At 60.0% G+C, this 23,178-nt stretch carries 24 protein-coding genes and 2 pseudogenes; 12 read left to right on the top strand and 14 right to left on the bottom strand.

Going from position 1 to position 23,178, the window contains the following annotated elements; translation table 11 throughout:
• The first annotated feature begins 50 nt into the window (after window positions 1–50).
• Window positions 51–1,166: an agmatine deiminase gene (gene aguA, locus ACM6JQ_RS10125; RefSeq protein ID WP_414893701.1), complete on the top strand. Its 1,116-nt coding sequence runs from the start codon at window positions 51–53 to the stop codon at window positions 1,164–1,166.
• A gap of 2 nt (window positions 1,167–1,168) precedes the next feature.
• Entirely contained in the window at window positions 1,169–2,266 is a 1,098-nt protein-coding gene (locus ACM6JQ_RS10120) for an extracellular solute-binding protein (RefSeq protein ID WP_007915647.1), read from the top strand.
• A gap of 335 nt (window positions 2,267–2,601) precedes the next feature.
• Here the strand turns inward: ACM6JQ_RS10120 and ACM6JQ_RS10115 are convergent, their stop codons facing one another.
• Genes ACM6JQ_RS10115 through ACM6JQ_RS10105 form a run of 3 tightly spaced genes read right to left on the bottom strand, consistent with a single transcriptional unit; the run spans window position 2,602 to window position 5,145 of the window.
• Entirely contained in the window at window positions 2,602–3,231 is a 630-nt protein-coding gene (locus tag ACM6JQ_RS10115; protein WP_414893700.1) for a DNA-3-methyladenine glycosylase family protein, read from the bottom strand.
• Between the two features lies 1 nt (window position 3,232).
• A complete protein-coding gene (locus ACM6JQ_RS10110; RefSeq protein WP_414893699.1) occupies window positions 3,233–4,030 on the bottom strand; it encodes an isocitrate lyase/PEP mutase family protein in 798 nt (265 codons plus the stop codon).
• A gap of 32 nt (window positions 4,031–4,062) precedes the next feature.
• On the bottom strand, window positions 4,063–5,145 hold the full coding sequence (locus tag ACM6JQ_RS10105; protein WP_414893698.1) for a bifunctional transcriptional activator/DNA repair enzyme AdaA: 1,083 nt from the start codon (window positions 5,143–5,145) through the stop codon (window positions 4,063–4,065).
• 223 nt (window positions 5,146–5,368) lie between these two features.
• Here ACM6JQ_RS10105 and ACM6JQ_RS10100 point away from each other — a divergent pair, with 223 nt between their 5' ends.
• Complete coding sequence (locus tag ACM6JQ_RS10100) at window positions 5,369–5,782, top strand: VOC family protein (protein WP_007915656.1); 414 nt, start codon at window positions 5,369–5,371, stop codon at window positions 5,780–5,782.
• Here ACM6JQ_RS10100 and ACM6JQ_RS10095 read toward each other — a convergent pair.
• A complete protein-coding gene (locus tag ACM6JQ_RS10095) occupies window positions 5,779–6,399 on the bottom strand; it encodes a LysE family translocator (protein WP_414893697.1) in 621 nt (206 codons plus the stop codon). The two genes, ACM6JQ_RS10100 and ACM6JQ_RS10095, sit on opposite strands and share 4 nt — an antisense overlap.
• Window positions 6,400–6,674: 275 nt before the next feature.
• Here ACM6JQ_RS10095 and ACM6JQ_RS10090 point away from each other — a divergent pair, with 275 nt between their 5' ends.
• The 3 genes from ACM6JQ_RS10090 (at window position 6,675) to ACM6JQ_RS10080 (ending at window position 10,361) form a co-directional block, all read left to right on the top strand.
• Window positions 6,675–7,289 (top strand): biliverdin-producing heme oxygenase, encoded by a 615-nt coding sequence (locus ACM6JQ_RS10090; RefSeq protein ID WP_414893696.1) that lies wholly within the window; start codon window positions 6,675–6,677, stop codon window positions 7,287–7,289.
• Window positions 7,286–9,523 carry an ATP-binding protein gene (locus ACM6JQ_RS10085; protein ID WP_007915663.1) on the top strand — a complete coding sequence of 746 codons (2,238 nt, stop codon included), beginning with the start codon at window positions 7,286–7,288 and terminating at the stop codon, window positions 9,521–9,523. The genes ACM6JQ_RS10090 and ACM6JQ_RS10085 overlap by 4 nt, the downstream gene beginning before the upstream one ends.
• A 250-nt stretch (window positions 9,524–9,773) precedes the next feature.
• Window positions 9,774–10,361: a LysE family translocator gene (locus ACM6JQ_RS10080; RefSeq protein WP_414893695.1), complete on the top strand. Its 588-nt coding sequence runs from the start codon at window positions 9,774–9,776 to the stop codon at window positions 10,359–10,361.
• A gap of 121 nt (window positions 10,362–10,482) precedes the next feature.
• Here the strand turns inward: ACM6JQ_RS10080 and ACM6JQ_RS10075 are convergent, their stop codons facing one another.
• From ACM6JQ_RS10075 to ACM6JQ_RS10055, 5 genes are all read right to left on the bottom strand, one after another.
• Complete coding sequence (locus tag ACM6JQ_RS10075) at window positions 10,483–10,791, bottom strand: antibiotic biosynthesis monooxygenase family protein (protein WP_123376727.1); 309 nt, start codon at window positions 10,789–10,791, stop codon at window positions 10,483–10,485.
• 21 nt (window positions 10,792–10,812) lie between these two features.
• Window positions 10,813–11,796, bottom strand: a complete 984-nt coding sequence (locus tag ACM6JQ_RS10070; protein ID WP_414893694.1) for a zinc-dependent alcohol dehydrogenase family protein — start codon at window positions 11,794–11,796, stop codon at window positions 10,813–10,815.
• Window positions 11,797–11,857: 61 nt separating this feature from the next.
• The gene (locus ACM6JQ_RS10065; RefSeq protein ID WP_007910618.1) at window positions 11,858–12,160 is read right to left on the bottom strand and encodes an ArsR/SmtB family transcription factor; all 303 of its coding nucleotides are present in this window, start codon (window positions 12,158–12,160) and stop codon (window positions 11,858–11,860) included.
• 185 nt (window positions 12,161–12,345) lie between these two features.
• Window positions 12,346–13,179 carry a helix-turn-helix domain-containing protein gene (locus ACM6JQ_RS10060; protein WP_414893693.1) on the bottom strand — a complete coding sequence of 278 codons (834 nt, stop codon included), beginning with the start codon at window positions 13,177–13,179 and terminating at the stop codon, window positions 12,346–12,348.
• A 35-nt stretch (window positions 13,180–13,214) separates the two neighbouring features.
• Entirely contained in the window at window positions 13,215–13,718 is a 504-nt protein-coding gene (locus tag ACM6JQ_RS10055; protein ID WP_038366082.1) for a VOC family protein, read from the bottom strand.
• Window positions 13,719–13,849: 131 nt separating this feature from the next.
• On the opposite strand from ACM6JQ_RS10055, the pseudogene ACM6JQ_RS10050 reads away from it, so the two are divergent.
• Window positions 13,850–14,041, top strand: a pseudogene (locus ACM6JQ_RS10050) (hypothetical protein); the annotation flags it as partial.
• Window positions 14,042–14,254: 213 nt separating this feature from the next.
• Here the strand turns inward: ACM6JQ_RS10050 and ACM6JQ_RS10045 are convergent.
• The 3 genes and pseudogenes from ACM6JQ_RS10045 to ACM6JQ_RS10035 form a co-directional block, all read right to left on the bottom strand.
• Complete coding sequence (locus ACM6JQ_RS10045; RefSeq protein ID WP_007910612.1) at window positions 14,255–14,923, bottom strand: class I SAM-dependent methyltransferase; 669 nt, start codon at window positions 14,921–14,923, stop codon at window positions 14,255–14,257.
• Between the two features lie 130 nt (window positions 14,924–15,053).
• Window positions 15,054–15,404 (bottom strand): annotated as a pseudogene (locus ACM6JQ_RS10040) (carboxymuconolactone decarboxylase family protein); the annotation flags it as partial.
• Between the two features lie 232 nt (window positions 15,405–15,636).
• Window positions 15,637–16,002 (bottom strand): DUF6124 family protein, encoded by a 366-nt coding sequence (locus tag ACM6JQ_RS10035; RefSeq protein ID WP_007910609.1) that lies wholly within the window; start codon window positions 16,000–16,002, stop codon window positions 15,637–15,639.
• A 628-nt stretch (window positions 16,003–16,630) separates the two neighbouring features.
• Between ACM6JQ_RS10035 and ACM6JQ_RS10030 the strand changes: the two genes are divergently transcribed.
• On the top strand, window positions 16,631–17,023 hold the full coding sequence (locus ACM6JQ_RS10030; protein WP_414893692.1) for a GFA family protein: 393 nt from the start codon (window positions 16,631–16,633) through the stop codon (window positions 17,021–17,023).
• Window positions 17,024–17,133: 110 nt separating this feature from the next.
• On the opposite strand, the gene ACM6JQ_RS10025 is transcribed toward ACM6JQ_RS10030, so the two are convergent.
• Window positions 17,134–17,964, bottom strand: coding sequence for an alpha/beta fold hydrolase (locus ACM6JQ_RS10025; RefSeq protein ID WP_095047914.1), 831 nt, complete (start codon window positions 17,962–17,964; stop codon window positions 17,134–17,136).
• 266 nt (window positions 17,965–18,230) lie between these two features.
• Here ACM6JQ_RS10025 and ACM6JQ_RS10020 point away from each other — a divergent pair, with 266 nt between their 5' ends.
• From ACM6JQ_RS10020 to ACM6JQ_RS10005, 4 genes are read left to right on the top strand one after another with little or no spacing between them, the layout of a single operon-like run.
• A complete protein-coding gene (locus ACM6JQ_RS10020; RefSeq protein WP_003224136.1) occupies window positions 18,231–18,686 on the top strand; it encodes a (2Fe-2S)-binding protein in 456 nt (151 codons plus the stop codon).
• 22 nt (window positions 18,687–18,708) lie between these two features.
• Entirely contained in the window at window positions 18,709–20,871 is a 2,163-nt protein-coding gene (locus ACM6JQ_RS10015; protein WP_414893691.1) for a molybdopterin cofactor-binding domain-containing protein, read from the top strand.
• Window position 20,872: 1 nt separating this feature from the next.
• A complete protein-coding gene (locus ACM6JQ_RS10010; RefSeq protein ID WP_007910597.1) occupies window positions 20,873–21,451 on the top strand; it encodes a hypothetical protein in 579 nt (192 codons plus the stop codon).
• A gap of 55 nt (window positions 21,452–21,506) precedes the next feature.
• A complete protein-coding gene (locus ACM6JQ_RS10005; protein ID WP_095111842.1) occupies window positions 21,507–22,472 on the top strand; it encodes a sensor domain-containing diguanylate cyclase in 966 nt (321 codons plus the stop codon).
• A gap of 273 nt (window positions 22,473–22,745) precedes the next feature.
• On the opposite strand, the gene ACM6JQ_RS10000 is transcribed toward ACM6JQ_RS10005, so the two are convergent.
• Window positions 22,746–23,171 carry a VOC family protein gene (locus tag ACM6JQ_RS10000; protein WP_007910594.1) on the bottom strand — a complete coding sequence of 142 codons (426 nt, stop codon included), beginning with the start codon at window positions 23,169–23,171 and terminating at the stop codon, window positions 22,746–22,748.
• Window positions 23,172–23,178: the final 7 nt, after the last annotated feature.

Genomic DNA, 23,178 nt, shown 5'->3' with positions numbered 1-23,178 from the left:
CCCGCGCCCTTAGCCTGTGGTCATTCCCATCGCGAAGACGAGGTTTGACCATGGCACGTTTGCTCGACTCCACCCCCAAACAGGACGGCTTCCGTCTGCCCGGCGAATTCGAAACCAAGTCCGGCTGCTGGCTCGGCTGGCCGGAGCGCACCGATGTCTGGCGCAACGGCGCGAAACCGGCGCAGAAAGTCTGGGTGCAGATCGTCACCGCCATCTCCCACAGCGAACCGGTCACCGTGTGCGCATCGGCCGCGCAGTTCGCCACGGCCCGCCGGCAGTTGCCGCCGCAAGTGCGCGTGGTCGAGATGACCTGCAACGACACCTGGTTTCGCGACAGCGGCCCATGCTTTGTGGTCAATGATCAGAGCGGTGAAGTGCGTGGCGTCGACTTCGAATTCAACGCCTATGGCGGTCTTGACGGCGGCCTGTATTACCCGTGGGACAAGGACGACCAGATCGCCAGCAAGATCCTCGAAATCGAGCGCTTCGACCGCTACCGCGCGCCGCTGATTGCCGAGTTGGGCGGCATCCAGAGTGACGGTCAGGGCAGCATCCTCACCACAGAACAATGCCTGCTCAACCGCAATCGCAACCAGCATCTGGGCAAGGACGAAGTCACCCGACGCCTGACTGATTACCTCGGTGCCGAGCAAGTCATCTGGCTGCCACGCGGCTGCAAGTTCGACGAAACCGATGGCCATGTCGATGACCTCGCCTGCTTTGTGCGTCCCGGTGAAGTGGTGTTGCAATGGACCGACAACCGCGACGATCCGCAGTGGGAAATTTATCAAGAAGCCTACGACATCCTGCGCAGCACCCGCGACAGCCGTGGCCGCGAGTTGATCGTGCACAAGCTGCCGCAACCGGACGTGCTCGAGTGGACCGCCGAAGAAGCCGACGGCCTCGACCAGCAGGACAGCACCCACACTCGTCAGGCCGGCACGAAAATCTGCGCGTCGTACATCAACTACTACGCCGGCAACAGCTCGATCGTGGTGCCGCTGTTTGGTGATCGTAACGACAAGGTTGCCATGGCGACGCTGGCCGAACTGTTCCCGCAGCACAAGATTGTTGGCATCGAGAACTCCCGGGAAATCCTTCTCGGCGGCGGCAACGTCGCGTGCATCACCATGCCGCAATACGCCGGCCTGAAAAAAGGAGCCTGACCATGCGCCTGCACAAACTGACTCAAGCCTTGATGCTGGTGCTCGCCCCCTTGTGTGTGCAGGCTGCCGACACCGCCAAACCTGTAGTAAATCTGTACATCTGGGGCGAGTACCTGGCGCCGGATACCCTGAAGAATTTCGAGGCGCAGACTGGCATTCATGTGGTCGCCGATCACTTTGATTCGCTGGAAACCGTCGAGACCAAACTGCTTACCGGGCGCAGCGGTTACGACTTGGTGTTGACCGCCGGACAGCACCTGTCGCGGGCCATCGAGAGCGGCGCGATCCAGCCGTTGGACCAGGCCCGGGTGCCGCACTTCGCCGGGGTCGGTGAAGAGTTTCGCCAGCACATGGCGGTGTTCGATCCGGGCAATCGCTATGCCGGGATTTACGCCTGGGGCACCACTGGCTTCGGCTATCAGGAGGAGGCGATAAAACAGCGGTTACCCGAGGCGCCGACGGACAGTTGGGCGATGTTGTTCGATCCGGCGGTGGTTTCGAAATTCGCCGATTGCGGGGTGAGTCTGCTCAACGATCCCAACGAAGTGTTCGCCGCTGTCATGAAGTACATGGGGCTGGACATCAATCGGCAAAATCTTGATGACTTGAAACTCGCCGAGCAGCAACTGGCGAAGATCCGGCCGTATATCCGCTATTTCGACAATGATCTGAATATCAGCGATCTGGCCAATGGCAATACCTGCGTGGCGATGTCGTGGAACGGCAATGTCGCCATTGCGGCGGGGCAGGCGGAGGCGGCGAAGAAGCCGTTCACATTGAGTTACCGGATTCCGAAAGAGGGCACGTTGATCTGGTTCGATGCCATGGTCGTGCCCAAGGACGCGCCGCATCCGCAGGCCGGGTTGGCGCTGATGGATTATCTGATGACGCCGGAAGTGATTGCGCCGATCACCGACACCATTCACTACGCCAATGCGATCACGGCGGCGGATGGTTTGGTGGACGCGTCGATTCGTAATGATCCGGGGACGTATCCGTCCGCGCAGGTCAGGGCTTCGTTGTACAGCAAGAATGACAATGGCAAGGCGTTCAATCGGGCGTTGATCCGGGCGTTCAGCCGGTTGAAATCCGGGCTTTGAAAAGCGGGCCCTCACCCCAGCCCTCTCCCGGAGGGAGAGGGAGCCGAGCGAGGAGTCTTGCGTTATACATCGACCTGAAAAACCGAGTCGATTATGGATCTAAGTCTTGGCGTTCATGGATTCAAAGACGTTATTTCAGGTCGACGTAAAATCTCCAATATCCTCCAATCAGTCCCCTCTACCTTTGGGCGGTCCGACGTTTCGGGAGGGTTAGGGTGAGGGCAGTCGATTATGGAATTGAGAAGCCTTGGCGATCATGGATTCACAGGCGTTATTTCAGGTCGACGTGAATCTCCAATCTCCCCCAATCAGTTCCCTCTCCCTCTGGGAGAGGGCTAGGGTGAGGGCAGCGGTTTAGGCACCCGCCACAAATACCAAGCCGCCACCGTCCGAAAAGGACTCCAGGCCAACCCGATCTCAACCATCTGCCTGCGCGTCGGCTGCACCTCCAACCCCTTCAAACGCCGATACCCCTCACGCACACCAAAGTCATCGGCCGGCAAAATATCCCTGCGTTCCAGGCTGTAAATCAGCAACATCTCCACCGTCCAGCGACCCACCCCGCGCAAACTGACCAAACGTTCGATCAACGCCTCATCGTCCATCGCCAGCGCCGTGGCGTAATCCGGCACCACGCCATCCAGCGTCGCCTGGGCAATCCCTTGGATCGTCGCAATCTTGCCCGCGGAAAACCCGCAACTGCGCATGCGCTCAAAATCCGTCGCAAGGATTTGCTCCGGCCGCGGAAACGACTGCCCAGGAAACAACCCCACCAGCCGCCCGACAATCGCATCCCCGGCCTTGGCATGCAGTTGCTGATAAGCAATCGCCCGCACCAGCGACTCGTAGGGATCACGCGCCGGATGCGGTTGATGCCGGCACGGGCCGACCGCTGCGATATGGCGTTGCCAGTCCGCATCGAGCGCGGACAGAAACTCGCTGGCCGCTAGATAGGCATCAGGCATGTTATTTCAGCAAGCCGTTGACTTCGCCGTAGGTGAAAGCCTTGAGGTCATGGGTATCGAGTTTGCCGCTGGCCAGAAAGCTTTTTACCAGCCCACTCATGGCGCCATAGAGGAATTCGGCGATGCCGGAACCCGCGCTCAAGCGGCGCACGCCCAGCGCTTGCAGTTCTTGCGGCGAAGGCAGGCAAGCGAAACCCAGGACATTGACCGGCAGCGTCGTGCCTTTGCAGATGGCCTCGATTTCATAGGCCGAGGTGACGCCCGCCGCGAACAAACCATCCGCGCCGGCCGCTTGATACAGCGCCGCGCGGTGCAGGGTTTCGGCGACGCGATCCTCGGCCGGCACAAGGCTTTTCAGATAGACATCGGTGCGTGCATTGATGAACAGCTGCACCTCGCGTTTGTTGGCCACCTGTCGCGCCACTTCGATCTTGCGCGCGAGCAACTCGGGATCGGCAGAACCGTCCTCGATATTGATGCCCACGGCCCCCGCTGCGATCACCGCATCCAGCACTTCGGCGACGCGCCCGAGGTCATCGGAATAGCCGGCCTCGACATCCACGGTCAAGGGAATGCTGATCACCCGGGCGATGGATTCCACCGTCGACACCAGACGTTCAAGGGGCAGGGTGTTGCCGTCCGGGTAACCGTGAGCCCAGGCCACTGCCGCACTGCTGGTGGCCACGGCTTTACCGCCCAGGTGCTCGACCAGTCGCGCACCGGTGGCGTCGGCGACATTGGTCAGAATCAACAGACCTTGCTGGTGCAACTGGTGAAACTGCGTAGCGAGCGCGTTCATCAAAAATCCTTCTTGTCAGTTGATTCGGTGGGTCAGAATGCCAGTTGTTGGGTGAGCTGCACCGCGGCGTTTTCCAGCCGCAGCAGAAACGCCTTGCGCGGTTGTCCACCACCATAGCCGGTGAGCGAGCCATCCGCGCCGATCACCCGATGGCAGGGCACCACAATCGATAACCGATTGTGCCCGTTGGCCAGGCCGACCGCGCGACTGGCGCCGGGTTTGCCCAAACCGGCGGCGATGGCGCCGTAGGTGCTGGTGTGGCCGTAAGGTATCTGCAGCAGCGCCGACCAGACCTGCCGGGCGAACTCGCTGCCGGGCAGGTGCAGTGGCACGGTAAAGGTCGTCAGTTGACCGGCGAAATACTGCGCCAGTTGCTGCTCGATCTGTTGCAGATGTGGGTTGTGCCCCGGCGCGACCGCATAGCCGTAGCGGTGTTGCAGTTCTTCGACTTCGCGGGTCAGCGCCGGGCGATCAAGAAACTCCAGCAGTACCAGGCCACGCTGCTCGGCCATGGCAATCATCGGCCCCAGCGGGGTGGTCAGTCGGGTGAACAGCAGCGGCTCGCTGTGTTCGGCGCGACCGGGGGTGATGTGGAACGACTTCTGGAAAGCATCACGAAAACCGCTGAGCGATTCATAACCGGAATCAAACGCGGCGTGATCAATCGAGGTGCCTTGCTTGATCCCGCCCAGCGCCATGCCCAAGCGGCGCGTTCGCAGCCACGCATGGAAGGTCATGCCGAAGTGCTGCTTGAACCAGCGTCGCAGTTTCAGCGGTTCGATACCTTCGGCGAGCAGTTGCGCATCGCTCCAGCGCACCTCCGGGTCGGCTTCCACGGCGGTGAGCAGGCGTTGCACCCAGTCCGGGGCGATGGCGGCGGCGTCCAGCGGTTTGCAGCGCAGGCAGGCGCGATAGCCGGCCGACATGCATTCGTCGGCATGGGCGAAGAACTCGACGTTCTCCGGTTTCGGCTTGCGCGCCGTGCAGCTGGGGCGGCAGAAGATCCCGGTGGTTTTCACGGCCGTAAAGAACACGCCTTCATAGGCAGTGTCGCGTTCGAGCATGGCGCGAACCATTTCGGCGTGGGGCGGCAGGACAGCGGTTTGTATGTTCATGGCTCGAGAGTAAAACCAGATTCTCGATGGCTCCACCGAAAAATCGACAGTGAATTTTCAAATCCCCTGAACTACCGTGTAGGAGCTGCCGCAGGCTGCGATCTTGATCGTTCCCACGCTTGATCGTTCCCACGCTCTGCGTGGGAATGCAGCCCGGGACGCTCCGCGTCCCAACAAGATCGCCGCCCACGGGTAGCTAACAAGTTTTCGAGGTGCCGGGTTTATGCATCCATTTTCCATCCAACATATCGATCACATCGTCCTGCGCGTCGCGGATCTGCAACGCAGCATCGACTTCTACGGTCAAGTCTTCGGCGCCGAAGTGGTCAAACGCAACGAACCGCTGGGCCTGATACACCTGCGCGCCGGCACTTCGATGATTGATCTGGTCGACCTGCAAGGCGAACTCGGCCGCAAGGGCGGCGGGGCGGCCGGGGCCGAGCGACGCAACGTCGATCACTTTTGCCTGCGCATTGAGCCATTTGATGAGGCTGCACTGATTGCACATCTGCAAACCTTCGGCCTCACCGCCGCAAAAGCCGAATCACGCTTCGGCGCCGAAGGCAAAGGGCTGTCGCTGTACTGCTTCGACCCGGACGGCAATCAGGTCGAACTCAAAGGCCCGTCCGAGGCTTAAGCGCGTTTGGCCATCAACAGCACCGAAGCCGCCGCCGAGAGCAGGCCTGCGCAGCAACGATTGAACATTCGTTTTCCGCGCGGCTCGGCGAACCAGCGGCGCATGTGCAGGCCCATCCACGCGTAGGCGCTGATGGCGATCCACTCCAGCAGCAGAAACAGCACGCCCAGCACCGCAAACTGCGCCGGCACCGGGCGTGCCGGGTCGACGAACTGCGGCAGAAACGCGGTAAATAACAGGATCGCCTTCGGATTGCCCGCCGCCACCAGAAACTCCTGCCGCGCCAATGCAAAGAAACCAACGGTCGCGCCCGTCACCTGCTGCTCGGCCTCAGGATTGGCCCGCCATAACTGCCAGGCCAAGTACAGCAAATACGCCGCGCCAATGATCTTGATCGCATGGAACAACCATTCTGAAGTTTGCAACACCACCGACAGACCGGCACCGGCCAGCGCGATCATCCCGGCAAACGCCAGAATCCGCCCTATACCCGCCGTGCAGGCGCGGCGAAAGCCATAACGCGTGGCGTTGCTGATCGATAGCAGGTTGTTCGGCCCGGGGGCCATGTTCAGGGCGAAACAGGCCGGGAGAAACAGGATGAGCGTGGCGAGATCCATGACAGCACTCCAGAAACGAGAGCGATATTTTTATCACAGCCTCCGGGCGCCCAGACCCATACAGTCACGCGGCGCTGTCGCGGTACAGCGCCCGGCGCCGTTGGGCAACGCGGTCGAACTTTTTGCAGATGCCTTCACTCTGAATGACTCAGAGGGTGATGGTTTCGGCAGAAATAACTATCCGGCCGGTCAGAAACCGCGATAGCCGTGTAAAATTTCGCCGACGTTGCACTCACCCCGTTTGGCCCCAGGCGGCCCCACCAAGAGCGATCTACATGCAAGCAAAGGCCCGTGAAGTTTATGTGCCACCGGTGCTGCAAGATCTGCGAGCCGGCACTGCCGAGCTGCACATCGCGCTGGAAAAACGCCTTCCCTTTTTCTCCGATACCCTCGATACCCAGGCCTTTGTCCGGCTGGTGCAGGCCTATTACGGCTTCTATTTACCGCTGGAAAACGCACTGCAGCAAAGCGATGCAATCCCCACCGATTTTGATCTGGCGCCCCGCCTCAAAACGCCAACCCTGCGCGCCGACCTGCTAGCTCTGGGCGTATCTGCCGAAGCTCTGCAAAGCCTGCCGCACTGCCAGCAGTTGCCGATCATCGACTCAAGCGCTGCCTGCCTGGGCGTGCTCTACGTCCTCGAGGGCGCGACGCTCGGCGGGCAGATTCTGCGCCGCGAAATCTCTTCACGGTTAGGCCTGGAAGCCAACAACGGCGCGGCCTTTCTCGATATCTACGGCGCCGCCACGGGCCGGCGCTGGCGCGATTTCATCGAATATCTGGGCAATCAGCCGATGAGCGCCGATGAGCGCGCCGCTGTCGTCACAGCGGCACAAACCACATTCAGTTGTTTCGAGCGCTGGCTCGAAAGCCGGGAGGTACTGGCATGAACCCGCAAGACAAAGAAGCCTTTGAAGAACTGCTGGCCAACTGTGCCGATGAGCCGATCCGTTTTCCCGGCGCGATCCAGCCCCACGGTTTGTTGCTGACCCTGAGCGAGCCTGAGTTGGTGATCATTCAGGTCAGCGCCAATGTCGAAACGTTGCTGGCCCGAGAGCCGCAAAGCCTGATCGGCCAGCCGCTGGAAAGCCTGATCGGCGACGCCGAAGCGGCAAAAGTGCGCGAGGCCTTGCTGCAACCGTCGCTGTCCGACTTGCAGCCACTGCGCTTCAGGCTCAACGGCACCGCGTTCGAGGGTTTGTTGCATCGTCATCAGGGCGTATTGATCCTGGAGCTGGAAATCCACGTCGAAAACTTCCAGCCGCGCAACGTCGCCGGCAACCAGACTCATCTGGGGCGCATGCTTCAGCGTCTGCAAGCGGCGACCACGTTGCAGGCGCTGTACGACATCAGCGTCAAGGAAATCCAGGCCATGACCGGTTACGACCGGGTGTTGATCTATCGTTTCGAGGAGGAGGGCCACGGTCAGGTCATCGCCGAAGCCTCCGACCCGTCGATGGAAGTGTTCAATGGCCTGTTCTTCCCGGCCTCGGACATTCCCGAACAGGCGCGCGAGCTGTATCGCACCAATTGGCTGCGGATCATCCCCAATGCCGACTATCAACCAGTGCCGCTGCTGCCAAAGTTGCGCCCGGACACGAACACGCCGCTGGACCTGAGTTTCGCCACCCTGCGCAGCGTGTCGCCGATCCACTGTCAGTACATGAAGAACATGGGCGTGCTGTCGTCGATGAGCATTTCCCTGCTCAAGGGTGACAAGCTCTGGGGCCTGATCAGTTGCGGCAATCGTCAGCCACTGCACGTGCCGCACGAATTGCGCGCGGCGTGTCAGACCATCGGCCAGGTGCTGTCGCTGCAGATCAGCGCCATGGAAGCGCTGGAGATCAGCCGTCAGCGCGAAGAAAAAGTCGAAGCCTTGGCGCTGCTCAATCAAGCGATGATCGACTCGCCGCAGAATGTCTTCGACGGCCTCGCCAATCAGCCGCAGACCCTGATGGCGCTGACCAATGCCGGCGGTATTGCAATCATCGAAGACAAACAACTGCACCGCTACGGCAACTGCCCGGAGCCGGAAGACATTCGCGCCTTGCACAAGTGGCTGCAGGACAGCGGCGAGTCGGTGTTTGCCAGTCATCATCTGGCCAGCGTCTACCCGCCGGCCGCGCAGTATCAGCAGGTGGCCAGCGGCGTGCTCGCCATGAGCCTGCCAAAACCGGTGGACAACGGCGTGTTCTGGTTCCGCCCAGAGGTCAAGGAAAACATCAATTGGAGCGGCGATCCACGCAAGCCGCTGGACCTGGAAAACTCCGATGCCGGCCTGCGCTTGCGCCCGCGCACCTCGTTTGAAATCTGGAAAGTCGAGATGGCCGGGATATCCACCAAGTGGAGCCACGGTGACCTGTTCGCTGCCAATGACCTGCGCCGTTCGGCACTGGAAAACGATCTGGCCCGGCAGGTGCGCCGCGAGCAGGAAGCGGTGCGCGCCCGCGATGAGCTGGTGGCGGTGGTCTCCCACGATCTGCGTAATCCGATGACGGTGATCTCGATGCTGTGCGGCATGATGCAAAAGGCCTTCAGCTCCGACGGCCCGCACACTTCGCGGCGCATCTCGACGGCCATCGACACCATGCAGCAGGCTGCCGGACGCATGAACACGCTGCTGGAGGACTTGCTCGACACCTCGAAAATCGATGCCGGGCGCTACTCCATCACCCCACAAAAGCTCGATGTCGCGCAGATGTTCGAAGAGGCGCAGGCACTGCTTGCACCGTTGGCACTGGACAAGGACATCAGCATTTCCTTCGCGGCCGATCCTGATCTGCGCATTCATGCTGACCCGGAGCGGCTGTTCCAGGTGCTGTCGAACTTGGTCGGCAACGCGATCAAGTTCACCCCGCGACTGGGCAGGGTGGGCGTGCATGCCACCTCCGTCGGCAATGAAATCGTCTTCACTGTTCGCGATAGCGGCGAAGGCATTCCCAAGGAGCATCTACCGCATGTGTTCGACCGTTACTGGACGGTGAAAGAGGGCAACCCGACCGGTACCGGCCTTGGTTTGTACATCACTCAAGGCATCGTCGAAGCCCACGGCGGACGGATTTTCGCCGAGAGCGAACCGGGGCAGGGCAGCGAGTTCCGCTTCACCGTGCCGCGTCTGGACTAAGCGTAGATTTTAATGTGGGAGCGAGCCTGCTCGCGAAAGCGGTGGGTCATGTGATCGTTCCCACGCTCCGCGTGGGAATACCTCAACGGACGCTCTGCGTTCGGCTCTGAAGGGGACGCGGAGCGTCCCAGGCTACATTCCCACGCAGAGCGTGGGAACGATCAGGATCACAGGGGCATTTTCTTCAATACCGGGGATCGGGTGCTGGTTAGGGTGAGCACCTTGTTCCTCGATTTGAAGCAGGTGTGCGATGAGTCTGATTGTTTCGATGGCGGCGTTTGCGCTGGCGGCGTCCATCACGCCGGGGCCGGTGAATATTGTGGCGTTGAGTTCCGGGGCGCAGTTCGGTTTTCGCGCCAGTCAGCGGCATGTTGCCGGGGCCACGTTGGGGTTTGTGTTGCTGCTGGTGCTGATGGGGCTGGGCTTGCATGAGGTGCTCAAGCTTTGGCCGTTCATGACCCGGGTGGTGCAACTGGCCGGCGTGGCGTTTCTGCTGTTCATGGCGTGGAAACTGGCCGTGGATGACGGGCAATTGAATGCCGGTGATTCCGGACGGGCGCCGTCGATGCTGTACGGCGCGGTGATGCAATGGCTCAACCCGAAAGCCTGGCTGGCCTGCGTCGCGGGCATGGGCGCGTTTGTCGCCGATGGCGAGGCGCGGCTGGTGTGGCAGTTTGCGGCGGTGTATCTGGTGATCTGTTATCTGTCGGTCGGCTGCTGGGCGTATGCCGGGACGTTTTTGCGCGGGTATCTGGGCAACGCGGCGGCGATGCGCTGGTTCAATCGGAGCATGGCGGGGTTGTTGGTCGTCAGCGCGATATACCTGCTGCTACCGTAAACCCTGTAGGAGTGAGCCTGCTCGCGATAGCGGCGTATCAGTCAATATAAATGTCGACTGATACGCCGCTATCGCGAGCAGGCTCACTCCTACAATGAATCGCGGTGTAGCCGAGAGATTATTAGTCGAACGGCTGCTGAAAGGCGCCGCCCTCAATGTGATACACCTTCGGCTCTTCGGAAAAATATTCCTCCAGACCCAGCATGAACAGCCGATGGTCCTCACTCGCTTCAAACCCCGGCGTGTGATCCTCAAGGGATTGCCAGCGCACAATCAGATTGAACACCTCCGGTGTTTCGATTCCTGGCGCGAGCAGGTGGCCGCAATAACCCTTGGCGCGTTTGAGCAACGGCTCGACCTCGGTAAACGCATGCCGAAACGCCGCAGTTTGTTCTGTGTGAACGGGCAGTAAAGCGATCTCATAAATCATGGTGTTCTCCTCGGGCTGGGTTCAGCGATTGGCGAGTTCGGGCGACGGCACGACAGCAATCGCAATTTTCCCTTGAACGCCGTTGTTGGGCGTTTCCAGCCGGGCATGGGCGAGACCGATGTCGGCCAGCGGATAGACCGCGCCAACGTGCGGGCGCAACTGACCGTTGGCGATCAATGCGCTCAACTCATCGAGTTTGCCGCGATTCTGTCGGGTGAACACGAAGTGGTAGCTGGCGTTCTTGCCCCAGGCCTGAATCAGGTTTTGCGGCTGGGCAAGGTCTACGATCGATACCACGCGGCCAAGCTGTGCGAGGGCGTCGGGGCTGCGCGCCAGGGTGTTGCCGCCGATCGTGTCGAAGACGACATCGACGCCACGACCCTCGGTTTCGCGCAGGATCGCGGCGACATAATCTTCCTTTTCGTAATCGATCAGCACATCGGCGCCCATACGCTGGGCGAACTCGAAATTGCCTTCACGCACAGTGGTGAAGACCTTCGCGCCGATGGCTTTGGCCAGCTGAATCGCAACATGGCCGACGCCGCCCGCGCCGCCGTGGATCAGAATGCTCTCGCCGACTCTGAGCGCCGCCCGCACGACCAGCGCTTCCCACGCCGTGCCGCCAACCAGACTCAGGCTCGCCGCTTCAAGATGGCTGAGCGTGGCCGGCTTCTTGCCGACAATGTTTTCGGCCGCGACGTGGTATTCGGCATAACTGCCTGGACCGTCGAAAATCTGCGGGGTGTACCAGACTTCGTCACCCGGCATGAACGCTGTCACCCCCGGGCCGACCGCTTCGATAACGCCAGAGACGTCGTGCCCGGTAATGGCTGGCAGGGGCACCAGATCGGCATAGTCGCCACGGCGCACCTGATAATCCAGCGGATTGATGGAGGTGGCGTGCACCCGGACCAGCACTTCTCCCGCGTGTGGCACTGGTTTGGGCACTTCACAAAGTTCGAACGATTGTGCGCCGCCAAATGAAGTAAGGATCATCGCTTTCATTGCATTTCCTCGTTTCGGTAAAAAGGGATATCGGGAATTCTCGATATTTTGGGGCAAAAAATTACAGCTCGCTGCCGATGATCTCGGCCAGCGCACTGATCGCTGCTTCGTTACGTTTGTAATAGGTCCACTGCCCAATGCGCCTGACCTCGACCAGGCCTGCGCGTTGCAGCGTCGCCAGGTAATCGGACACCGTCGACTGCGACAGCCCGACGCCTTCCTGAATACTGCTGACGCAAACGCCCACCGTGTGCACGTCACCTTCATCCTGGGGAGGAAAGTGCTTCTCGGGATCCTTCAGGCCTTTGAGGATTTCCAGGCGTGTGCGGTTCGAGAGGGCTTTGAAGATTTCGAGTAGGTCCATGCCGCGAAGATATCGGAATTTACCGATATGTCAATATCTGAATGTGTTGGCCAGCGATTGATCGTTCCCATGCTCCGCGTGGGAATGCTTCATCGGACGCTCTGCGTCCGGCTCTGGAAGGGACGCGGAGCGTCCCGGGCTACGTTCCCACGCAGAGCGTGGGAACGATCAATCGGGGCAAACCATCAGCCGCGATATTGGCCGGGCGTTGCCGCCAAATGCTGCTTGAACGCTCGCTGAAAATGCGCCTGATCGGCAAACCCGGCTTCCAGCGCCACATCCGCGATCAACTGGCCGCTGCGCAGGCGCTCGCGGGCAAACTGGATGCGTTGGTTGACCACAAAGGCGTGGGGCGTCATGCCGTAATGCTGTTTGAAGGCGCGGATCAGGTACGAAGGCGACAGTTGTGCCGCCGTGCAGATGTCGTCGAGGTTCAGCAGCTCGGTACAGTGTTCGCGGATGAAATCGGCCGCGCGTTCCAGCTTGAAATTGGGTTCGCGCAGCGAGGGGCCGGCGGGATTCAACCGCAGTTGCAGGTCGCTGAAAAACTCCACCGCAGCGCTTTGTTTGCGCAGTACGTCCTGCTGCTCGTCGACCAATGTTTCATAAAGTCCATTCAGGTCGTTGAACAGCGCGGTGTCGTCGAGATGAGTAGTGGAGAAACGCCGAAACTCAAGATCACTGGCGAACCCCAACTGATGCTGCAAATCCGTCAGCCATGGCGTCTCGACATACAGCATCACATACGACCAGGGCTGATCATCGATCGGATTGCACGCATGCACATCGCCGGGATTCATCAGCACCACGGTGCCTGCCGCGACTTCGAACTGCGCCTGCTCATGCACATAGGTGCTGCGACCGGCGGTGATCGCGCCGATGGAAAAGTGCGCGTGGGAATGGCGCGCATAGCAGACCTCGCGGCCATCGGCGATGGCCCGCGCTTCAATGAACGGCAGCGCCGCGTCACGCCAGAAACGCGGGGCTTTTTCAGGGTTTTTGGCGGCAGCGTGTTTCATCGTTGTTATTCCCGGCAGGCCAGCGCGCCAGTGTATTAGCTCTGGCCGGCAAAGGCGCGTTCGAGTTCGGCAATGTCGAGTTTTTTCATCGTGAACATCGCCTGCATCGCTCGCTGCGATTTGCTGGTGTCGGCATCCAGCATCATGTGCATAAAGGCCACCGGCACGATCTGCCACGACACGCCGAACTTGTCCTTGAGCCAGCCGCATTGCTGGGCTTCGACCGGGCCACCCTCGGACAGGTTGCCCCAGAAATGGTCGACTTCTTCCTGATTCTGGCAGTTGACCTGAAACGAGATCGCCTCGCTGAATTTGAACATCGGCCCACCGTTGAGGCCGGTGAAGGTCTGGCCATCGAGTTCGAAACTGACGGTCATCACCGCACCTTCCGGCTTGCCGTGAAATTCCTGACCGACCTTGCTGTAGTGGGTCAGGCCGGTGATTTTCGAATGATCGAAGATCGAGCAATAGAACTTCGCAGCGGCTTCGGCCTGATCGTCGAACCACAGGCAGGGCGTGAGTTTCTGAAAGCGTTGCATGGCAGTCATCCTCGGCAGGTTAGACACGCAGGATTAACAGCGTAGTCAGTCCTTGGTCGATTGCCGGTGCCGTAGATCGACAAGTTAGCGGGCGTCAGATCGTAGTCATAACGACTAGAGATTGAGTCAAATTGACCGGCATCTACGGCGCTTATCTCTACAACGGTCAGACGCCGATTGCGCTGCTGGTGGCGATGCACGCCCTGACCATCCTCGGCCCAACCCTGATCAAGATCGGCTACGTCATGCGCCTGCTGGCGCAGCACCGCATCCGTGGTCCCGAAACCACTGTGGGAGCTTGCCTGCAAGCGATTGCGGTCTGATATTCAACATTGATGTCGCCTGAAATACCGTCATCGCGAGCAGGCTCACTCCCACAGGTTTGTATGGTGGTCGCAAATTCCTGGCACACCCAAAACCACTGTGGGAGCTGGCTTGCCAGCGATGAGGCCAGCACCTTCAACATCAATGTTGACTGACCCGACGCCATCGCTGGCAAGCCAGCTCCCACAATGATTGATGGTGTTTCTGAAATCTCAGCGGCGCTCGGCAACCATCAGCAACGACTGCGGCACTGGACTTTGCGGATGCTGTGGCTCCTGCAAACCGGCCAATTGGAACCCGGCCATGTCCAGCGCATTCAGCCAACTCGACAACGTGCGGAAATACCACGGCATCGGCTGCCACTGACCTTTGAATCCCGCGAACGATTCTTCGCGCCAGCCATCCTGATAATCGCCTGCCGCGACAGACCATGGATGCAGTGTCTGAATGACCACAACACCTGTGGGAACAAGCAAGGCATTCATCGCGGCAAGCAGCGGAATTATGTCTTGATGCAGTAGCGAGAAATTCGCGCACACCAGGTTGTAGTCACGACCGATATCGACCTTGCCATCGACCAGCGCTTCGTAACTCGCAACATGCACCCGCGCCGCCCCCGCCAGACGCGCCGCCTCGATCAGCCGCGCATCGCCATCCACACCGACAGCTTCAATCCCGCGATCCGCCAGCGCCCGCAACAACCAGCCTTCGCCGCAACCCAGATCAAGTACGCGCTGCGGTTGGCGGCCCATGATCGCCAGCACAATCGCCTGATCGGTAACCTGCTGACGGCTTTCAATGGCGCCGCTGCGGATCGCTTCGATCCAGGCATCAGCGTTGGCATGCCAGCTCTGCAAAAGGCTGGATTCGGGGGAGGGCATGGCGGTGTCCCGACTTTTGAAAACCACAGTATGGACGCTGAACGCGGGCAAGGGCTTGTAGATCAGCGCATTCACCACAACCCCGAACGCCGATTTTCTTTAAGACATCGATATCAGGTCCATTTTCAGGTCATTTTTTCGAAGCCGCCAAAACCTCCTTGAGCGCTGCATTCGCACGTTCGGCAGTCTGCGCATCCTCGTGTTTTTTCAACTGCTCAGTGACCTCGCCCAACTGTGCCGCGCTGAGCCCGACGCGCAAGCTTGCCGCCATATGCGCGCGCAGTTGCGGTTCCACGCCCGGCGTCGCTGCCAGCGCGCCGACAGTGGCCAGTTCACGGCTTCGCCAGTCGAGGTTGTCGCGTTCGAAGATGTCGCCGAACAGGTGGGTTTGCAGGAACCGGTTGATGACTGGCGCGAACTCGAACACCGGGCCTTTGACCGGAGCGCCCGAGATCTTCGTTTGATTCGCGGTGCCGGCGGCACGGCTCAGGCCCATGCAGCCAAAGCCGAGGGCGGATACTTCGAGTGAACGGATGCCGAGTGTGCGCTTGTGCATGTCGATCTCCCATTGGGCGTGGGGGAAAGACTAAGCGAGGTGACTGGTGGGGACTAGACGGATAAATCGGGATGGCTTGATGAGTTCTGCTCATCAATCTGCGGGAGGCGGCAAAGCGAAAGTGAGGGTGTGACCCCTCACTCAGTCCGTCTGTTGACTACTGCGGGATGCGCAGCTTGTCCAGCAGTCGGTTGACCAACAACTCGTTCAGCATGATCACCTGTTGCAGCGCCAGCAGCGGTTTGCGCTCCGGGCCGCCTATCGAGTTGGCGATGTTACCGGCCATGGAGTGGGCGTAGGAAAGCGACTCACAGGCTTCGACCAACAGGGTTTCTTCATCCAGCGTGGGGTCGACCAGATAGACCGGGCGAAACGGGGGCGAGCTTGGTGGAGCACCCAGTGCTTCGGGTCGCAGGTAGTAGTCGAGGGCGCGGTCGGTGGCTTCTTTGACCTTTTGCGGGTCAAGCGCGGGGTCGTGAGGGATTGGATCGGTGGGCGGTGGATTTGGCGTGATCTTGAACATAGATAAAGCTCCAATTTGAAAAAATGGGAGCCATCACCCTCGCTACCAAACGGCGGGTGGCGGCCATGCGCGGGTTGGTAGACCGGTCAAATTGGGTAACCCGGCGCTCACGGATGAGCCCCACGCATGCCCACCATTCAAAGCCATACCTCAAAAAAAGGAGACAGCATCGACGGTGTCGCAACAACGACAATTTAAAGCGGGCTACCAAACCCGATCACTGTTTTGCAGTGACAGGCCAACGATATAGCCCGGCCCATAGCCGTGTAAGCCGGCGGATTCTGGCGTACGCGTAGGTAACGACGCAAGGTGTTGTAGGGGGGATGGCGTAACGGTTTGTGTGTTTTAAACGCGATCACGGCTTAGTGTTTATTGATGAAAATACTGGATGGCGGGGGCTTTGTGTTTTGCGGTGTGTCAGTGCGATTCCCCCCTCACCCCAGCCCTCTCCCCCAAAGGGGGCGAGGGGGAAAGGGAGCAGATCTCCAGGCCTTTCAAAACCTGAGTTCGACTCGGTATCTCAAGTCGGTGCAACTTGCACATTCAGCGCGGTCAGTTCCCTCTACCTCTGGGAGAGGGTTAGGGTGAGGGCTGTCGGTAATATAAAAATCTGAAGAGGAGGTATGACATGAATCGATTGACTGGCGGCTGCCTATGCGGCGATGTCCGTTTCGAAGTGACAGGTCAGCCCTACCGTGTCGGCATCTGCCACTGCCTCGATTGCCGCAAACGCCACGGCGCGCTGTTCGGTACCTCGGCCATATTTCCCGAGGATGCGTTGAGGGTCACCGGCGAAACCCGCGACTATAACGGGCGCTTTTTCTGCCCGCGCTGCGGCTCACCGGTGTTCACGCGTTCGGCAGATGAAGTGGAGGTCAACGTCGGATCGCTCGATGAGCCTAATCAGTTCAAACCCACTTACGAACTCTGGACCATTCGGCGTGAATCATGGTTGCCGGCGTTTCCACTGGCTCACGACTACGAGCGTGATCGCGAAAACACTGGCCGAACCGAAGATTAATTGCAGCCCACAATCTGCTGTGTAGGAGCTGCGGAACGCTGCGATCTTTTGACGTTGATTTTCAAGGCGCAAAATCAAAAGATCGCAGCGTTCCGCAGCTCCTACATTGTTCAGCCGCGAATAAAGGCCAACAGATCCGCGTTAATCGTCTCGGCCTCCGTCGTCGGCATCCCGTGCGGGAACCCCGGATACGACTTCAGCGTGCCATTGGGCAGCAACTTGGCCGACAACGGCCCCGAGTCCGCATACGGCACAATCTGGTCATCCTCGCCATGCATCACCAGCACCGGCACGGTGACTTTCTTCAAGTCCTCGGTGAAATCCGTCTGCGAGAACGCCACGATCCCGTCGTAATGCGCCTTCGCCCCACCGATCATGCCCTGACGCCACCAGTTGGCAATGATCCCCTCTGAAGGCGTGGCACCCGGCCGGTTGTAGCCATAAAACGGTCCGGTCGGAATATCGCGATAAAACTGCGCGCGATTCGCCGCCAGTTGTGCCTGAAAATCATCGAACACCGACTTCGGCAGCCCGCCCGGATTGCTCTCGGTCTGCACCATCAACGGTGGCACCGCACTGATCAGCACACCTTTGGCGACGTTGGCCTGGCCATGCCGGGCGATGTAATGAATCACCTCACCGCCACCGGTCGAGTGACCGACATGCACCACGTTCTTCAGGCCCAGATGATTAACCACGGCCAGCGTATCGTCGGCGTAATGATCCATATCGTGCCCGTCCCAGACCTGGCTCGAACGCCCATGCCCACGGCGATCATGGGCAACCACCCGAAAGCCCTTGCCCAGGAAAAACAGCATCTGCGCATCCCAATCGTCGGAACTGAGCGGCCAGCCGTGGTGAAAGTGGATCACTGGCGCGTCTTTCGGGCCCCAGTCCTTGTAGAAAATCTCGACGCCGTCTTTGCTGGTGACAAATCCCATGTTCGCAACTCCAGACCAATCTGATGGATAACCCGCGCGGTAATCGCGGACCGGTTTCGCTCATGACGAGTTTTCTACTGTGCAGGCTCGGTGAGAGCCGTTATCAACTGTAGGATTAAAGTCGACATCTGCATGACCGGTGGTCGCAACGTCTGGCTTCGTACGCAAATTAGGCTTTGCTGAAAGGGATAAGCCGAGGCGCGCGTAGGCATCGATGGCCACAGCGGCGCCCCTTCAGAACACCGTGAGTCTGAGGAATTTCCCCGATGCTGACCTTGAATATCAATGGCAAGGATCAGGAGCTCGATGTCCCCGCGGACATGCCGTTGCTCTGGGTCCTGCGCGATGTTGCGCACCTGACCGGCACCAAATTCGGCTGTGGCATGGCCCAGTGCGGGGCCTGCACCGTGCACGTTGACGGGGCGCCGTTGCGCGCCTGCATCACCCCCGCGACTGCCGTGGCCCATGGACAAAAAATTCTTACCATCGAAGGCCTGTCCACCGACGGCTCGCACCCGGTGCAGCAAGCCTGGGCCGAACTCGACGTGGTGCAGTGCGGTTACTGCCAGTCGGGACAGATCATGTCTGCGGCGGCACTGCTGGCGAAAATCCCCAAACCCACCGACAGCGATATCGATCAGGCGCTCTCCGGCAATATCTGCCGCTGCGGCACCTATCCCCGTATTCGCGCAGCGGTTAAGCGTGCATCGGAAATCGGCTGATTCAATCTGTGGGAGATAGGTGATGAACAGTCCTGTATCGCGTCGGGGTTTTCTCAAGGGCAGTGCCGTGTTGGGCGGCGGGTTGGTGGTGGCGTTTGTCGTCCCCGGCGGCCACAAATTTGCCTATGCGGCGGAGAATGAAGGCAAGGTTTTCGCGCCGAATGCGTTCCTGCGGATTGCCGCAGACAACAGCGTCACCGTGCTGCTCGGGCATTCGGAGATGGGCCAGGGCATCTGGACCGGCCTGACCATGTTGATTGCCGAGGAGCTGGACGCCGATTGGTCGAAAATCCGCGTTGAACATTCGCCGGCGTCAGCGGCGGATTACGGCATTCCGGGGTTTGGCGGCATGCAGATTACCGGCGGCTCGACGTCGACGTGGATGGAGTTCGACCGTTATCGACTGGCAGGCGCGACGGCGCGGCAAATGCTGGTAGAGGCAGCGGCGAAGCGCTTTGAAGTGGCACCGTCGGCGATTCGTACCGAATCGGGCGTGGTCATCGCTGGTGACAAGCGCGCGACTTACGGCGAGCTGGCAGATGCCGCCGGACAACTGCCGGTGCCGGATCCGAAGTCGATCACTTTCAAGGAAGCCAAGGACTGGAAAATTATCGGCAAACCGACCAAGCGCCTCGATACCCCGGAGAAAATCACCGGTCGCGCCAAGTTCGGCATGGACGTGCAGTTTGAAGGCCTGATGACCGCGATGGTTGCGCGCCCACCGGTATTTGGTGCCAGCGTTAAATCCTTCGAAGGTGCTGAGGCGCTGGCGGTGCCGGGCGTGCACAAAGTGGTGCAGGTGCCGAGCGGGGTCGCGGTGATTGCTGATCATTACTGGGCGGCGAAACTGGGCCGTGATGCGCTGAAAGTCGATTGGGAATTGGGGCCGAATGCGGACCTGAGCAGCGAAAAACTGCTGGCGAGTTTCCGCAAACTGGCCGCCACGCAAGGCACGTCAGCCAGTCAGGCCGGTGATGCCAAGGGCAGTTTTGGTAAAGCGGCGAAGAAAATCGATGTCGAATACAGCGTGCCGTATCTGGCTCACGCGCCGATGGAACCGCTCAACTGCACGGTGAAGATCAGCGCTGAAAAATGCGAGATCTGGACCGGTACACAATTCCAGACGCTCGATCAAATGGTCGCCGGCAAGATCACCGGGCTGAAACCGGAGCAGGTCGAGATTCACACCGAATTCCTGGGCGGCGGTTTCGGGCGCCGGGCCAACCCGACTTCAGACTTTGTCGCCGAAGCCGTGCAAGTGGCTAAAGCCGCGGCCATGCCGGTGAAAACCGTGTGGTCGCGGGAAGACGATATTCGTGGCGGTTACTACCGTTCGATGTTCCTGCATCAGGCGCGGATCGGGCTCGGTGCCGATGGCCTGCCGTCGAGCTGGCAGCATGTATTGGTCGGGCAGTCGATCATGGCCGGCACGATGCTGGAAAAAACCATGGTCAAGAACGGCGTTGATGCAACGTCGGTCGAAGGCGTTTCCGACAGCCCTTATGTCAAAGGCCTGGCCAACCACCAGGTCGATCTGCATTCACCGCAAACCGGGATCAATGTGCTGTGGCTGCGCTCGGTAGGTCACAGCCACACGGCGTTTGTCATGGAATCGCTGATCGATGAGATGGCCACGGCGGCAGGCAAAGATCCGGTGGAATACCGACGAACCTTGCTCAAGGAGCATCCTCGGCATTTGGGCGTGCTCAATCTGGCGGTGGAGAAAGCCAACTGGAAAGCACCGTTGCCGGACGGCCATGCGCTGGGCGTGGCGGTGCACGAGTCGTTCGGCAGCTACGTGGCGCAGGTCGCCGAGGTGTCGCAGGACAATCTGGCGATTCGCGTGCATCGCGTGGTCTGCGCGGTGGACTGCGGGATCGCGGTGAACCCGCAGAGCATCGCGGCGCAGATGGAGTCGTGCATCACTTTCGGTCTGGGCATGGCACTGCACAGCAAGCTGACGCTCAAGGACGGCGCGGTGGTGCAGTCCAACTATCACGATTATCAGGTGCTGCGGCTCAACGAGATGCCGGTGGTGGAAGTGCACATCGTGCCCAGCAGCGACAAACCCGGCGGCATCGGCGAGGCCGGTGTGCCGCCGACCGCGCCGGCGGTGGCCAACGCGGTGTTCGCCCTGACCGGGCAGCGCCTGCGCGAGTTGCCGCTGCAACTGTCGGGGGTGTGAGATGAAACGACATCTAGTGTTGGGCACGGTGGTTTTACTGGGGCTGGGCGGTTATGCCTCGGACCTGTTCGCCGATGATCAGGAAGCGCTGAAAGCGTTCGGCACGGTGCAGAAAGTTTTCCAGAGCCCGCGTTGCCAGAACTGCCATATTCCCGGTGATTCGCCGTTGCAGTTCGACGCTGGCATCCCCCACGCCATGAACGTGGTGCGCGGCATGGACGGCAAGGGCGCCGCCGGTCTGCCGTGCGCGACCTGTCACGCGGAAAACAATCCGCCGGCCAGCTACGGCCTGCATGCACCGCCGGGTGCGCCGCACTGGAGCCTGCCGCCGGCGGCGCACAAAATGGCCTGGATCGGCCTGCCGCCGGACAAACTCTGCGCGATGATCAAGGACCGCTCGAGCAACGGCGATCGCGACTTTGCTGCGCTGATCAAGCATGTCAGCGAAGACAAACTGGTGCTGTGGGGCTGGAATCCCGGGGCAGGGCGCGCGCCGGTGCCAGTGCCGCACGATATTTTTGTCGCGCAATTCAAGCTGTGGGCCGAGGCGGGCGGGCCATGCCCGGTGGCGCAAATGTGAGCCATTGCCAAATTAGCGCTACGCTTGAAAGCATTGTTGCCAATGGAGTGTGCTGATGCTGGTTCCAGGAAAACCTGCGAATGAAACGGCGCGCGTTCAAGCGTTGCACGGTCTTGAACTGCTCGATTCCGCCCCTGAAGAGCGTTTCGACCGACTGACACGGTTGGCGAAACGCCTGTTCAATGTGCCGATTGCACTGGTGACGCTGGTCGACACCAACCGGCAGTGGTTCAAATCGTGTGTGGGGCTTGATGTCAGCGAGACGCCGAGGGATGTTTCATTCTGCGGCCATGCGATTCTTAACGACGGCCTGTTGTTGGTACCGGACGCCCGCGAAGATGTGCGCTTTCATGACAACCCGCTGGTCACCGGCGCGCCGAACATTCGCTTCTACGCCGGTTACCCGCTGACTGTGCCCAATGGCAATAAAATGGGCACGCTGTGCCTGATCGACACCAAGCCCCGCGACCTCGACCAGGAAGAGCGTGCGCTGTTGCGTGATCTGGCGGAAATGGCCGAGCAAGAGTTGGCTGCTGTGCAGATCGCGAGCATGGATGAATTGACCTTGCTGTCCAATCGCCGTGGTTTCAAGCAACTGGCGCAGCATGCGCTGGACGCCTGCGCGCGCCTGGAACGGCCGGCAACCTTGCTGTTTTTCGACCTCAATGACTTCAAGCAGATCAACGATCTGTATGGGCATGCCGAAGGTGACAGTGCGCTGAAGACCTTTGCTGATGTGCTGCGTATTGCCTTTCGCGAAAGTGACGTGGTCGGGCGGCTCGGTGGCGATGAGTTCGTTGCGCTGCTGACCGGCTCCAGCCATGTCGAAACCACAGCGATCATGGCGCGGCTCAAGGATATTCTCGAAGAGCGCAATGCCACGTTGCATCGCGGGTATGCGATTCGCTTCAGCGTCGGGCAGATCGAGTACGACGCCAAGCGCCATGAGACCGTGGATCGGCTGCTGGCGGATGCCGATAGTGCGATGTACGTGCACAAGCAGGCCTTGAAGCGTTGTTGATTCGGGCCTCATCGCTGGCAAGTCGAATCGTCGCACCGCAGCTCCCACAGGGATCTGCAGTGAACCGGGATTTTGTGAACACCCGAGAAACCTGTGGGAGCTGGCTTGCCAGCGATGGCGTCCGCACATCCAACATCGTCATCGGCTGACCCACCGCCATCGCGAGCAGGCTCACTCCTACAATGGTGTCGGGTGTTCTCAAAATCCCGGTTCACCACAAATCCATGTGGGAACTAGCCTGCCAGCGAATGCGTCAGCCCGAACCCTACATATCTATTTGGCAAACAACTGCCCAATGTCTTTAAACGCCTTGAACTCCAGCGCATTGCCGCACGGGTCAAACAAAAACATCGTCGCCTGTTCCCCGACCAAACCCTGAAAGCGAATTCCCGGCTCAATCACAAACTTGGTCTCGAGCGACTGCAAACGCTCGGCCAGCGCCTCCCATTCCTGCATCCCCAACACCACACCAAAATGCGGCACCGGCACGTCATGCCCGTCGACAGCGTTGGTGTGCGCGGCTTCCTGCGAGGCGTTTTTCGGTGCCAGGTGAATCACCAGTTGATGACCAAAGAAATTGAAATCGACCCAGTGATCACTGGAGCGACCTTCCTCCAGACCAAACACCTCGCGATAAAAGTGCCGTGCGGCCGCGAGGTCATACACCGGAATGGCCAGATGAAAAGGGCTGAGCTGCATAGTGAAT

This window comes from Pseudomonas sp. IT-232MI5 (genome assembly GCF_949767845.1).
Lineage (GTDB): Bacteria > Pseudomonadota > Gammaproteobacteria > Pseudomonadales > Pseudomonadaceae > Aquipseudomonas.
Note: the sequence above shows the minus strand (reverse complement) of the source record. Positions and strands in the feature narration are given on the sequence as shown.